Annotated in this window: 11 protein-coding genes; 3 read left to right on the top strand and 8 right to left on the bottom strand. The window is 66.9% G+C overall.

Translation table 11 applies throughout. The features are described from left to right. Window positions 1-97 precede the first annotated feature (97 nt). Window positions 98-1,108, top strand: coding sequence for an IS481 family transposase (locus HD557_RS10315; protein ID WP_196873822.1), 1,011 nt, complete (start codon window positions 98-100; stop codon window positions 1,106-1,108). Between the two features lie 203 nt (window positions 1,109-1,311). Here the strand turns inward: HD557_RS10315 and HD557_RS10310 are convergent, their stop codons facing one another. The 7 genes from HD557_RS10310 to HD557_RS10280 all read right to left on the bottom strand — a co-directional run bounded on the left by HD557_RS10310 (window position 1,312) and on the right by HD557_RS10280 (window position 10,157). Then, window positions 1,312-3,306, bottom strand: a complete 1,995-nt coding sequence (locus tag HD557_RS10310) for a hypothetical protein (protein ID WP_196873821.1) — start codon at window positions 3,304-3,306, stop codon at window positions 1,312-1,314. After that, the gene (locus HD557_RS10305; RefSeq protein WP_196873820.1) at window positions 3,303-4,460 is read right to left on the bottom strand and encodes a 5'-methylthioadenosine/S-adenosylhomocysteine nucleosidase family protein; all 1,158 of its coding nucleotides are present in this window, start codon (window positions 4,458-4,460) and stop codon (window positions 3,303-3,305) included. The genes HD557_RS10310 and HD557_RS10305 overlap by 4 nt, the downstream gene beginning before the upstream one ends. Beyond that, the gene (locus tag HD557_RS10300) at window positions 4,461-5,198 is read right to left on the bottom strand and encodes an NUDIX hydrolase (protein ID WP_196873819.1); all 738 of its coding nucleotides are present in this window, start codon (window positions 5,196-5,198) and stop codon (window positions 4,461-4,463) included. A 155-nt stretch (window positions 5,199-5,353) separates the two neighbouring features. Beyond that, window positions 5,354-6,979 carry a glycoside hydrolase family 13 protein gene (locus HD557_RS10295; RefSeq protein ID WP_231380247.1) on the bottom strand — a complete coding sequence of 542 codons (1,626 nt, stop codon included), beginning with the start codon at window positions 6,977-6,979 and terminating at the stop codon, window positions 5,354-5,356. 14 nt (window positions 6,980-6,993) lie between these two features. Next, the gene (locus HD557_RS10290; protein ID WP_196873818.1) at window positions 6,994-7,869 is read right to left on the bottom strand and encodes a sugar ABC transporter permease; all 876 of its coding nucleotides are present in this window, start codon (window positions 7,867-7,869) and stop codon (window positions 6,994-6,996) included. After that, window positions 7,853-8,851, bottom strand: a complete 999-nt coding sequence (locus tag HD557_RS10285; RefSeq protein ID WP_008357002.1) for a carbohydrate ABC transporter permease — start codon at window positions 8,849-8,851, stop codon at window positions 7,853-7,855. Before HD557_RS10285 ends, HD557_RS10290 begins: the two co-directional genes overlap by 17 nt. A 37-nt stretch (window positions 8,852-8,888) precedes the next feature. Continuing rightward, window positions 8,889-10,157 (bottom strand): extracellular solute-binding protein, encoded by a 1,269-nt coding sequence (locus HD557_RS10280; RefSeq protein WP_008357001.1) that lies wholly within the window; start codon window positions 10,155-10,157, stop codon window positions 8,889-8,891. Window positions 10,158-10,311: 154 nt separating this feature from the next. On the opposite strand from HD557_RS10280, the gene HD557_RS10275 reads away from it, so the two are divergent. Together HD557_RS10275 and HD557_RS28160 are read left to right on the top strand one after the other, a co-directional pair. Then, window positions 10,312-11,355, top strand: a complete 1,044-nt coding sequence (locus HD557_RS10275; RefSeq protein WP_307785585.1) for a LacI family DNA-binding transcriptional regulator — start codon at window positions 10,312-10,314, stop codon at window positions 11,353-11,355. Between the two features lie 41 nt (window positions 11,356-11,396). Then, window positions 11,397-12,371, top strand: a complete 975-nt coding sequence (locus HD557_RS28160) for a GNAT family N-acetyltransferase (RefSeq protein WP_008356999.1) — start codon at window positions 11,397-11,399, stop codon at window positions 12,369-12,371. On the opposite strand, the gene HD557_RS10260 is transcribed toward HD557_RS28160, so the two are convergent. Continuing rightward, window positions 12,368-13,378, bottom strand: a complete 1,011-nt coding sequence (locus HD557_RS10260) for an IS481 family transposase (protein WP_196873816.1) — start codon at window positions 13,376-13,378, stop codon at window positions 12,368-12,370. The genes HD557_RS28160 and HD557_RS10260 overlap by 4 nt on opposite strands. Between the last annotated feature and the right edge of the window lie 93 nt (window positions 13,379-13,471).

The raw sequence follows: 13,471 nt of genomic DNA, 5'->3' as shown, positions 1-13,471 counted from the left end.
CCTGCGACGACACGGTCTGACTGGTAGATGGACGAAGGCCTCCCCGGTGTGGAGTGGAGCTGTCTAGGAACCAGTTCCGCCACCAGGAGAGGCCTTCGTGTCCCACGCTACCCATGCCAACGCTGCCCTGACCCCTCGCGCCCGGCTCAGGCTCGCGCGTCTCATCGTTGAACACGGCTGGCCACCGGCCCGCGCGGCGGAGCGTTATGACGTCTCGTGGCGTACGGCGAAGAAGTGGGCTGAGCGCTACCGCAACGAAGGACCGGCCGGCATGCTCGATCGGTCCTCGGCTCCGCACCGTCAACCGAACCGGACCCCGGCCCCGGTCGTGCGCAAGATCGTGCACCTGCGCTGGAAGCAGCGCCTTGGGCCGGTCGAAATCGCCCAGCGGCTCAACATGGCATCCTCGACCGTGCACGCGGTCTTGGTGCGTGCTCGGATCAACCGGCTCACTCACATCGACCGAGCCACAGGCGAGCCGATCCGTCGCTACGAACATGACCACCCCGGCGACCTGATCCACGTCGACGTCAAGAAGCTCGGCAAGATCCCCGACGGCGGTGGCTGGCGCTACCTCGGCAAGCAGCGCGGGGACAAGAACCGCTCCGCGACCGCCAAACGCACCGGTGGGCCCAAGAACAAGCACTATCAGCCACTGATCGGGACCTGCTACCTACACACCGTCATCGACGACCACTCCCGCCTCGCCTACGTCGAGGCCCGCGACGACGAGACCAGCCAAACCGCGACCGAGGTCCTCAAGAACGCGGTTGCCTGGTTCGCTGAGCGTGGTGTCCTCGTCAAGCGTGTGCTCAGCGACAACGGCAGCTGCTACAAGTCACACCTGTGGCGCGAGACCTGCGCAGATCTAGGCATCACACCCAAGAAGACCCGGCCCTATCGACCACAGACGAACGGGAAGATCGAACGTTTCCACCGCACCCTGGCAGAGGGCTGGGCATTCAAGAAGTTCTACACCTCCGAATCAGCCCGACTCGCCGCCCTGCCAGGATGGGTCCACGAGTACAACCACCACCGGCCCCATTCAGCGATCGGGAAGGCAGCCCCCATCACCAGGTTGAACAACCTGGCTGGACATCACAGCTAGCCGGTCGAGGCGTCACGTACGTCGGCCGAAGCGTCACGTGCGTCGGGGGAAGGGCTTGATTTGCTGGCCGAGTTGGTGAGGTGGCGCCAGCTCGGCGGAACGGATTGTGCCTGAGATCGAGGACATGTGCCGCTGCTTGGTCGTGGCCTTGCTCGTCAGTGTGGTTGCTGACGCGACGGAGCGCTGCGCGTGGGTCCTCCTAGCTACGCTGTCGGGGTGCTCGAGGGCTGCGGGAGGCCATGGTCGCGAGCCCAGGCCTTTCCGTCGGCCGCGATTCCTTCCAGCAGGTGGAAGGTGTGGACGAAACCGGTCGCGTCGAGATCGATCCTGCTGAACTCCTCGTGATCGTAAATCTGCGGTTCGCCGTTGGCAGGAAGCACCTGCTGGGCGTTGGCATCTTTGATGTGGATCTCACGGGCCGGACCGTTGGTGAGGGTGAGTTCGAGGTTGTAGCCCGCGCGCTTGTCGTCGGTCACCCGGACTGAGGTGAGTGCGTCGAAGCGGTAGCTGTCGCGAAGCTCCTTGCCACGACGAGCCGACTGTGCGTCGATCTCGGTGCTCACTTCGCGCACGCCTTCCGGGGTGACCAAGAACAGGTGGAATGCGTATCGGGTGTAGCGCCACGGCCCGTTCTTGACGCGGGCCTTACGGTACGGGGGATTCGGGGTCACCAGAAACGTGTGGGTGACCAGCCTTGACCAGCGCAGGCGGTAATTGTCCAGAACCTCGGCGATGAAGATGGTCTTGTCGGCGTTGAGCCACGTCTGCATCTCGGTCTCCGATGGCCGATCCTCGAGCCGTGCTTTCCAGCGCCGGTAGGCAGCCATGCGGGACTCGTACTCCGTTCGACGTTCGGCGTGCTCACGATCGAGCCGGCGCTGTTCGCTCCTGACCTCCAACGTGTCCGGCACTGCGCGCTTCAGCGACCAGATCAGCAGGAGAGATGCCGTCAGCGACAGTCCGATGTGGGACGGTTCGAAGCCCGACACGATGGTCACCAACGTGGCGAGCAGGGCGACGCCGGCCGCGGAGGTAAGTCCGATGCAGAGGACCTTGGTAGCAGCAGGGGACAGTCTCTCCGAGGGCTCAGGAGACTGGGCAGACACCGCGTGGTCTCGCGCTTCCCTGGCCAGATGTCGGATGATCCAGTCGAGGTTTTCGACCGTCGTCGTGGACTCTCGATACGATCGGGCGATCTCGTGGGCGAGGCGTTCTCGCTCGGTCGTTGTTTCGGCCAGCCAGGCTGACAGATCGAAGGCGGGGGGCCGATACGTCGTGAAGTGCTCGGTGAACCGTTGGCGAACCTGATGGGTGAAGCCCGTCTGTCCGGTGGTGTAGGCAGGGACGGCGTCGGACGGTGACGGAGCCAGGTCCGCGACTCGGTCGGCCCACCGGCAACCGAACGCTAGGGCCGCTACGGCGGTGGCGGCCGTCATGGTGAGCTCTGCTGTTGCAAGCAGCGGTTGTGTCAGGAGGGCGATCACCCCGATGACGAGGGCTGCGACCGCCACCAGTGCATACCGGCCCGGAAGCGACGCCTGAGTGTCGCCGGCTCTGTTGTCATGGGGAGCCACGAGGCGTGGCTCTGCGGGTTCAGCCTCGAAGAAGAGCTCGATCCGTCCGCGCCGGTTGTCGCGGAACTGGTTGCTCCGAGCTGTGGCGCACCGCTGTGTCCAGATCGCCTCCAGGGCTGCGGAGGGCATGAGACGGTCGAGGTGCTCGTTCACCATGGTCTGTTGCTCGATGGTCAACGCGTCCAGGTGCGCCTCCCAGGTGCGCCACCAGCCCACGTCTTTCGGCCGATACCCTGCCAGATCGAGGACGACCTCGAGCGCGAGCCTCCAGGAGTCGTCGGGGATTCGTCCGACGCGCTCGACGATCATGTTGAGCTCGCGCTTGTCCTTGGAGGTGAGATCGTGCTGTGACTTGCTCCCCAGGACCGCGATCGCCCAGTAGAAGTAGATTCTGGCACTCCGGCTGTCACTGGCGATCACGTCGTCGATAAGCATGCGGGCACGGTCCAAGAGCCCGCCGTCGATGGCGTTGAGAGCGGACTCGAACTTCTCCTCGGGCGAAGCGCCTTCGCTGGTGACGTACGTCCTGTTGTCCTCGTGGTGGACGCCGATATGCGTGCCGATGATCGCGTCGACCTGAGAGTTGTGCAGGGTCGGGTCGACCTTCGTTTGGAACTCGGTCATGACAGGCCTCCTGCCATCACGATTAGCGGTGCGATCTTGGCGGCCAGGTCTGCGACGTCGGAGACCAAGCCTCGCAGTCGCTCGAGGGCTGTGGTCACCATGTGTTTCGACTCCGGGGTGCCTGCTTGGGCGGACTTACGCGCGGTGTCGAGCTGGAGCTGTGCGCCGGTCAGCGTGGCATCGTCGAGGTCGCCCGCGGCGCGGTGCTGTTCGAGGAGCCGGCTGAACCTGTCGAGCTCCGCGATGAGGTCCGCAGGGGACACCGCGATCGGGGAGACCGCCCCATAGCTGCTGCCGTTGTTCACGAAGCCGGTGATGTTGCCGACGGTGCTGTTGTGGATCGTCGGACTGACTTGGGTGTGGTAAGTCGGACGGGTGCGGTCTTCGTCGGCCATCGTGAGCTGCTCCTTGTCCTTGATGATGTTCACTGCCAGGCGGGTGGCGAAGGCTGCTGCGTTCGCAGCCGCGCGTGGTTGCCAGTCTCGATCGTTTGCGCTGTCCTTCGTGCCGTCTGCGCGGTCGCTGATGCCGCGGATGACGGCGACCTGCGATCCGCTGAGATGGGCGGCTTGCGCGACGCCCGCTCCCTCCATCTCGACGGCCAGCGCGTCGTTGTAGCGGCTTCGCAGCCACTGGGCATGATTTGATGTCAGGGAGTTCAGGACGACGGATCCCGCGGCGATCGGGGCGATGTGCACCCGTGGCGGGTCTTCGCCCGGGGGAGGCGAGTCAGCCCACTCACCCCGACGTGCAAGCTCGGACCCGAGCTGGAAGATCGGGTGGCTTACTTCCCAGGCGCGTGGACGGGCCATGAGGCCGGCATCCTCGCTGGTGCCGCCCTGATAGTTGTAGATGTGCTTCGCGAACACGACGTCGCCGAGTCGGGCGCTGTCCCACAGGGCGCCGGCGACCCCGACGAAGATCACAGCAGCAGGATCGAACTCTGAGACCGCGCGCTCGACGATGACAGCGGCTGACTCGTTGCCGACATTGGTCAGTCCGAGTGCCACCCGACATGTGCTGTGCCGGACGGTGCCTGTCTCGAACCGCGTCCCGTGCTTGTGCAGGTGCGGCGTGGGCCCGACGAGCCGACGACGCACTGCGTCGTACTCCGTGTTGATCGCGGTGAGGAGCACTACCAGATTCTTCGACATCTAGGATGATCCCTCTCTCATCGATTTCTCGCTCGACGGTGGCCGAGTGAGCGGCGGTGCGAGTGTGGAGCTCGGGCCGACGCGGTAGAGCTGCGCTGGCCGTCCACGCGTGCTCTTGGAGCCGGCGTCGTCTGGCACGACGAAGCCGGTGGCGGCACGTACCTTCCTGTAGAAGTTCCGGGTGTCGAGCTCGGTGCCCCATACGGTCTCGTAGACGTGCTGGAGTTCGGCGATGGTGAAGGGCTCCGTGCAGAACGCGGTCGCGAGCGCGGTGAACTCGAGGCGTGAGCGGGCCCGCTCGACACCATCGGTGACGATCCGGTGGTGGTCGAAGGCAAGGTCGATCTCCCCGGTCAGGACTTCCTCTACCGGGACCCAGGCGGCTGCCTTGGCATCGGTTCCTGCGACCGGCTCGGGTAAGTCCGGCACGATCGCCAGGTGGGCGACCGAGACGACCCGGTCTCGGGGGTCGCGGTCAACGGCGCCGTAGATGGCGAGCTGTTCCAGATGCACGCGGTCGATGTCGAGCGCAGTCTCCTCCTGCAGCTCACGGCGAGCCGCGTCCAAGATCTCCTCGCGGTCGTTGTTGAGGAATCCTCCGGGGAGAGCTTGCATCCCGCCGAATGGATCCTCGGCTCGCTCTACAAGGAGCACGCATAGTTGGCCCTTTCGCAGGGTCAGGATGACGAGATCGACCGTGAGCAGTACGGGTGGCGGTGTCCATGCTTCAACTGGCATGCACTTCACACTAGACCACTTACTGTCAGATTGACAGGAAGATCGCATGAAACGCTCCGCTTGTGCCATTGGGCGACACATGAGCGAAAACAAGAGCGTCGGTCGGGCTGACAGCTAGGTGTCAGCCCGACCGACGCCGGTGTCGTGCTGGAGGGTTACATCTCCCACCAGACGGTCGTGTCGCCGGGGAGGTCGGCGGAGCCGTCGGTGACGGGCACGGGGCCCGAGGAGGAGAGGAGGACGTCGCCGGGGGCGGCGATGCGTACGGGCTCCTTGGTGGTGTTGACGGTGCACACGAAACCAGAGCGCTCGAACCAGAGGACCCCGGCGGGGGCCTCGTCGTGCCAGGTGACCGCGTCGCCGGCGCCGAGGCCGGAGGCCTCGCGACGGATCTTCAGCGCCGAGCGGTAGAGCTCGAGGGTGGAGCCCTCGACACCGGTCTGCGCCTCGACGCTGAGCTCGCCCCACGAGTCGGGCTGGGGCAGCCAGGAGCCGCCGTCGCCGAAGCCGTAGGACGAACCCGTCCGGGTCCACGGCAGCGGCACGCGGCAGCCGTCGCGGAAGCCGTCCTGGCCGTTGGCGCGGTGGAAGGACGGGTCCTGGCGGACCTCGTCGGGCAGGTCCGTGACGTCGGGGAGGCCGAGCTCCTCGCCCTGGTAGACGTACGCCGACCCCGGGAGCGCGAGCATGAGCAGCGTCGCCGCGCGAGCTCGCCGGAGCCCCAAAGCGCGGTCACCAGGCGTACGGATCTGGGTCCCCGACCCCGGAGGGTTGGCGAACCGGGTGGCGTGTCGGGTGACGTCGTGGTTGGACAGCACCCAGGTTGCCGGAGCACCGACCGGACGCATCGCGTCCAGGGAGCTGTCGATGACCTTGCGCAACGCCGCGGCGTCCCAGGCGGTGTCGAGGTACTCGAAGTTGAACGCCTGGTGCAGCTCGTCGGGGCGTACGTAGTTGGCCGACCGCGCCACCGTCGGTGTCCACGCCTCGGCGACGAAGATCCGGCCCGGGTAGTCCGACAGCACCTGCCGCCAGGTGCGGTAGATCTCGTGGACCCCGTCCTGGTCGAAGAACGGCATCACGTCGTTGCCGAGCAGGTGGAGCTGGTCCGTGTGGCCGATGGACGGCAGGCCCTCGGCCTTGACCAGGCCGTGGGCGACGTCGATGCGGAAGCCGTCGATGCCGAGGTCGAGCCAGAACCGCAGGATGTCGAGGAACTCCGCGGCGACCTCGGGGGAGTTCCAGTTGAAGTCGGGCTGCTCGGGCGCGAAGAGGTGGAGATACCACTCGCCGTCCGCCACGCGGGTCCAGGCGGGACCGCCGAAGATCGAGTCCCAGTCATTCGGTGGCTCCGAGCCGTCCGGCCCGCGTCCGGGCAGGAAGTGGTAGCGCGAGCGCATCGGCGAGCCCGGCCCGTCGGCCAGCGCCTGCTGGAACCACTCGTGCTGGTCGGAGGAGTGGTTGGGGACGATGTCGGCGATGATCTTGAGCCCCAGCTCATGGGCAGCAGAGATCAGCGCGCGAGCGTCGTCCAGCGTCCCGTACCGGGGGTCGACCGCACGGTAGTCGGAGACGTCGTAGCCCCCGTCGGCCTGCGGCGAGGCGTAGAACGGGCTCAGCCAGACCGCATCCACGCCCAGCGAGCGGAGGTAGGGGAGCCGGGACCGGATCCCGGGGAGGTCACCGGTGCCGTCGCCGTCGCTGTCGGCGAAGCTGCGCGGGTAGACCTGGTAGATGACGGCGTCGCGCCACCATTCGGTGCTCATGGAGAGGCTGTTCATATTTCCTTGGCCTTTCAGCCCTTGACGCTGCCGGCGGTCAGACCGGTGACGACGTGTCGTTGGACGAGATAGAAGAAGACGGTGACCGGGATGGCGATGAGGACGGCGGTGGCGGCCATCAGGTTCCACTGCGCGTCGTGCTCGCTGATGAAGCTCTGCAGGCCGACCGCGAAGGTGTACTTGGAGTCGTCGAGCAGGAACGTCGAGGCGAACGCGACCTCGGCGAAGGCGGTGATGAAGGCGTAGAACGCGGCCACCGCCAGGCCCGGACGGGCGAGCGGCAGGATGAGCCGCCAGAACGTACCGAACGGGGTGAGCCCGTCGATCATCCCGGCCTCGTCGAGCTCGACCGGGATGGTGTCGAAGTAGCCCTTCAGCAGCCAGGAGCAGTAGGGGACGATCGTGGTGCAGTTGACCAGGATCAGACCGAGGTGCGAGTCGACCAGACGCAGCTGCGAGAAGATCTCGTACATCGGCACGATCAGCACCGCGATCGGGAACGCCTGCGTCAGCAGCAGGACCCACATCAGCGGCCGGTGACCCGGGAACCGCATCCGGGAGACCGCGTAGCCGGTCGTCGCCGCCGACATCACGCCGAACAGGGTCGTGCCTCCGGCGACCACCAGCGTCGACCACAGCCAGTTGAAGAAGGCGGTGTTGGTCAGCACGAACGAGTAGTTGTCCAGCGTCGCCTTCGCGAAGATCCCGCCGGGGTGGAGGTAGTCGTCCTTGTCGGGTCCCAGGGACAGGTAGACGAGCCAGACGATCGGGAACAGCGCGATCAGCGACGCCACCGCGAGCGTGACGTGCGTGCCCACCTGCCCGACCGGGCCGAGGTCGCCGCGTCGGCGCTGCTTGCGGGGCGCGTGGGTGCTAGGCGAGCTGGTCATTGCGTTTCAACCACCGGTAGTAGAAGGACGTGAAGACGATCAGGATCGCGAGCAGCAGGACGCCGTACGCCGCGGACATGGCGAAGTCGCGAGGCTGCTGCCCGAAGCCGAGTCGGTAGGCCCAGGTGACCAGGATCTGCGCGTCCGGCGCGGTGTTGCCGAAGAGCAGGAAGATGATCGCGAACTGGTTGAAGGTCCAGATCACCCCGAGCAGCACGACGGTCGAGCTCACCGAGGACAGCCCCGGCAGGGTGACGTGCCGGAACCGCTGCCAGGCGCTGGCGCCGTCGATCTCGGCCGCCTCGTAGAGGTTCTCGTCGATCGACTGCAGCCCGCCGAGCAGGGAGAGCATCATGAACGGCACGCCGCACCAGGTGTTGACCAGGATCGCGGCCGTACGCTGCCAGGTCGGGTCCTCGAGCCAGCTCGGCTCGGCCAGGCCGATCGCGCCGATCATCGAGTTGATGACGCCGGCATCGGCCAGCATGATCCGCCAGGCGAAGACGGTGACGAAGGTCGGCACCGCCCAGGGCAGGATCAGCAACAGCCGGTACGCCACGCGCCCGCGCAGCCGCTGGTTGAGGAGCATCGCCAGCCCGAGGCCGATCACGTAGTGCAGCACGACACAGGTGACGGTCCAGACGATGGTCCAGACGAAATGGGACCAGAAGCGGTCGTAGGCCGCCGGGCCCCACAGGATCTCGGCGTAGTTGTCCAGACCGATGAACTTGTACGTCGCGTCGATCGTGTTGACGCCGATGGTGCGTGCCGAGTTGAGGCTGTTGGCGTCGGTCAGGGTCAGGTAGAAGCCGCGCGCGAGCGGGTAGCCGACCAGGACGCCGAGGACGATCACGACGGGCGCGACCATCGCGTAGGCGTACCAGTAGCGGCGGTAGGAGTCCCGCACGCGCTGGACGGGGCGGGGCGCCCGCCGCCGAGACCGCGGGGTCTCGGCGGCGGGCGCTGGTGCTGTCAGAGTCATGAGATGACTTGATCTTCCTGGCTCAGTCGGAACTGGGTCACTTGGAGAAGTCGGGCAGCAGGTCGGCGAAGGCCGTGTCCAGCGTGGCCAGGCCCTTGTCGAGGGTCTCGGCGCCGGAGGCGATCTTCGGGAGCTCCTGGTCCATCGGACCCCACAGCGAGGAGTACTCCGGCAGCTCCGGTCGCGGCTGGGCGGCCGGGAGCACGGTCTGGAACCCGGCGATGCCCGGGTCGGCCTTGACCTCGTCGGTGTAGGCGTCGTCGCGGGTCGGGAGCGTGGAGTTCTTCAGCGCGATCTGGGCCTGGGTGTCGGCCGAGGTCATGAACTTCACGAACTTCGCCGAGGCCTCCTGGTGCGCCTCGTCCGAGCCGGCGTAGATCGACAGGTTGTGACCACCGGTCGGGGCGCCGGCCTCGCCGGTCGAGCCGGCCGGGACGGTCGCGATGCCGAGGTTGTTCTTGTCCTGGAACGCCGAGCCCTTGTAGAAGTTCGTGATCTCCCAGGGACCCTGGATGATCGCGGCGACCTTGCCGTTGACGAAGGCGTCCTGGATGTGGGCGTACGCGTCGGCGGTGGTGTCCGCCTTGTGCAGGCCCGCGCCGTTGAAGAGACCCTGCCAGGTGGTCAGGCCCTTCTTGGCCTCCGGGGAGGTGATGGTGATCTTCTTGGCCTCGGCGTCGACCATGTTGGTGCCCTCGCCGTAGAGGAACGGGGTGGCGTAGTAGGCCGAGGTCGAGCCCCAGTAGCCGTCGACTCCGGTCTTGGCCTTGATCGTCGCGGCGTCCTTCTTGAGGTCGTCCCAGGTGGCGGGCGCCTCGGTGATGCCGGCCTTCTCGAAGAGCGCCTTGTTGTAGACCAGCGCGAGGGTGTCGGTGACGAACGGCACGCCGTAGGTCTTGCCGTCGAACTCGGCCTGCTTGATCAGGTTGGGCTGGAAGGCGTCCTTCTCCTCGAGCGCCTCGGTGTCGTCGAGGGGAGCGAGGAAGCCCTTCTGCGCGAACGCGGGGGTCCAGCCGACCTCGGCACGGAGGATGTCGGGGGCGCCGCTGGCGCCGGCCGCGGTGTCGAACTTGTTCTGCGCCTGGTCGAACGGCACGTTGACGTACTTGACCTTGATGTCCGGGTTGGCCTTCTCGAAGTCCTTGACGAGGGCCTTGTAGGTCGGGGCCTCGTTGGTCGCGTTCGAGGTGTCCCACCAGGTGATGGTGACCGGGCCGTCGCTGCTGTCGCCGCTGCTACCGCCACATGCCGTTGCCGCGAGGACGAGCGATGCCGCCACTGCGGTGGCCACGATGCCACGTCGCATGAGTTCTCCTTCGATATGGGGCCGGGCGAGGAATCCGCCCGGTGGTGTGACGAAGGTAACCCCGCGTCGAGGAGAATGTAAGAGCCTTTCAGCAAAAGTTGCAAACTTGCTGAAACTTCTTGCAGGCCATGTGGTGAGGGGGCATGATGTGACCGTGCCCATAACACCAGCCTCCGCCCGTCTTGCTGACATCGCGGCCCATGCGGGCGTCAGTGAGGCGACGGTCAGTCGCGTCCTCAACGGTAAGCCGGGTGTCGCGGCGGCGACGCGCGAGGCGGTGCTGGCGGCGATCGACGTCCACGGCTACGAGCGCCCGGTGAAGCTGCGCCAGCGCAGCGAGGGCCTGGTCGGGCTGATCACTCCCGAGCTCGACAACCCGATCTTCCCGGCGCTCGCGCAGGTCATCGCGCAGGGGCTGACCCGGCAGGGCTACACCCCGGTGCTGGCGACCCAGACCCCCGGCGGCTCGACCGAGGACGAGCTCACCGAGATGCTGGTCGACCGCGGCGTCACCGGGATCATCTTCGTCTCCGGTCTGCACGCGGACACCACCGCGGACATGACCCGCTACGAGAAGCTCCGCGCCCAGGGCGTTCCCTTCGTGCTGCTCGACGGGTTCAGCCCCGACATCAAGGCGCCGTTCATCTCGCCCGACGACCGCGAGGCGATGCAGCTGGCGGTCACGCACCTCGCGACGCTGGGTCACACCAAGATCGGCCTGGCCGTCGGCCCCCGCCGGTTCGTCCCGGTCCAGCGGAAGATCGAGGGTTTCGTGGCGACCATGGTCGACCGCTTCGGCCTCAGCGCCGAGGAGGTCGAGAAGAGCCACATCCGCGACTCGCTGTTCACCCTCGAGGGCGGCCAGGCCGCGGCCTCCGCGCTCCTCGACGAGGGCTTCACCGCGATCGTCTGCGCCAGCGACATGATGGCGCTGGGCGCCATCCGTGCCGCCCGCTCGCGCGGCCTGCAGGTCCCCGAGGACATCTCCATCGTGGGCTACGACGACTCCCAGCTCATCGCCTTCACCGATCCGCCGCTGACCACGGTGCGCAAGCCCGTCCCGGCGATGGGCCAGGCCGCGGTGCGCGCCATCCTCGACGAGATCGCCGGCACCGGCGCACCGCACTCGGAGTTCGTCTTCCACCCCGAGCTGGTCGTTCGCGGATCCACCGCGTCCGGCCCGCGCGTCAACCCCTGACCTGTCGGGAGGAGCCGGCACGCGACTGGCAGGATGGGCGCGTGACGATTGTGGCTGCTGCTGATGGTTCGGCGCTCGGAAACCCGGGTCCCGCGGGGTGGGGTTGGTACGTGGACGAGTCCACCTGGGCGTGCGGCGGATGGCCCCACGGCACCAACAACCAGGGCGAGCTGACCGCCGTCCTCGACCTGCTGCAGCAGACGGCCCACACCGGCGAGCCCCTGCTCATCTACTGCGACTCCAAGTACGTCATCAACTCGGTCACCAAGTGGATGGCGGGCTGGAAGCGCAAGGGCTGGAAGAAGGCCGACGGCAAGCCCGTCCTCAACGTCGAGATCATGAAGGAGCTCGACGCGGCGATGCAGGGCCGCAACGTACGTTTCGAGTGGATCAAGGGCCACTCCGGGCACCCGCTCAACGAGGCCGCCGACCGGCTCGCGAACGGCGCCGCGCTGGCCTATCAGGAAGGCCGCACGCCGGACCCCGGCCCGGGGTTCGCCGGTGCCGTGGAGGCGCCCGCGATCGCTCCTCAGGTCGCGCGACCGCAGCCTGACGAGCCGGACGATCTGCTCGGCCTGCTGACGGCGGAGCCGCCCGCGGTCCAGGAGCCCGCGGCGTACTCCTTCTCCGCCGACCAGAGCCGGATCGACCCCGACTGGGTGCACCGGATGCTCTCGCAGTCCTACTGGGCGAGCGAGCGGACCCGCGAGGTGCAGGACGCGGCCAACAAGGGGTCGCGCTGCTACGGCGTCTACGACGCGGCCGGCAACCAGGTCGCCTTCGCCCGCGTGGTCAGCGACTTCGCCGACTTCGCCTGGCTGTGCGACGTGATCGTCGACCCGGGCGTACGCGGCCAGGGCATCGGCAAGCGGCTGATCGAGGGGGTCGTCGCCGACCTCGAGCCCTACCGGATCCGCCGCACCCTGCTCGCCACCGAGGACGCCCACGAGCTCTACTCGAAGTACGGCTGGGAGCCGCTGCCCGCGCCCGAGCGCTGGATGATCCGCAACCGCTAGGTGTGATGTCCAGCCAGGTTGTTCAACCTGGTGATGGGGGCTGCCTTCCCGATCGCTGAATGGGGCCGGTGGTGGTTGTACTCGTGGACCCATCCTGGCAGGGCGGCGAGTCGGGCTGATTCGGAGGTGTAGAACTTCTTGAATGCCCAGCCCTCTGCCAGGGTGCGGTGGAAACGTTCGATCTTCCCGTTCGTCTGTGGTCGATAGGGCCGGGTCTTCTTGGGTGTGATGCCTAGATCTGCGCAGGTCTCGCGCCACAGGTGTGACTTGTAGCAGCTGCCGTTGTCGCTGAGCACACGCTTGACGAGGACACCACGCTCAGCGAACCAGGCAACCGCGTTCTTGAGGACCTCGGTCGCGGTTTGGCTGGTCTCGTCGTCGCGGGCCTCGACGTAGGCGAGGCGGGAGTGGTCGTCGATGACGGTGTGTAGGTAGCAGGTCCCGATCAGTGGCTGATAGTGCTTGTTCTTGGGCCCACCGGTGCGTTTGGCGGTCGCGGAGCGGTTCTTGTCCCCGCGCTGCTTGCCGAGGTAGCGCCAGCCACCGCCGTCGGGGATCTTGCCGAGCTTCTTGACGTCGACGTGGATCAGGTCGCCGGGGTGGTCATGTTCGTAGCGACGGATCGGCTCGCCTGTGGCTCGGTCGATGTGAGTGAGCCGGTTGATCCGAGCACGCACCAAGACCGCGTGCACGGTCGAGGATGCCATGTTGAGCCGCTGGGCGATTTCGACCGGCCCAAGGCGCTGCTTCCAGCGCAGGTGCACGATCTTGCGCACGACCGGGGCCGGGGTCCGGTTCGGTTGACGGTGCGGAGCCGAGGACCGATCGAGCATGCCGGCCGGTCCTTCGTTGCGGTAGCGCTCAGCCCACTTCTTCGCCGTACGCCACGAGACGTCATAACGCTCCGCCGCGCGGGCCGGTGGCCAGCCGTGTTCAACGATGAGACGCGCGAGCCTGAGCCGGGCGCGAGGGGTCAGGGCAGCGTTGGCATGGGTAGCGTGGGACACGAAGGCCTCTCCTGGTGGCGGAACTGGTTCCTAGACAGCTCCACTCCACACCGGGGAGGCCTTCGTCCATCTACCAGTCAGACCGTGTCGTCG

This window comes from Nocardioides luteus (assembly GCF_015752315.1).
Taxonomy (GTDB): Bacteria; Actinomycetota; Actinomycetes; order Propionibacteriales; family Nocardioidaceae; genus Nocardioides.
The sequence above is the reverse complement of the archived record's forward strand: the minus strand, read 5'-3'. Positions and strand labels throughout refer to the sequence as shown.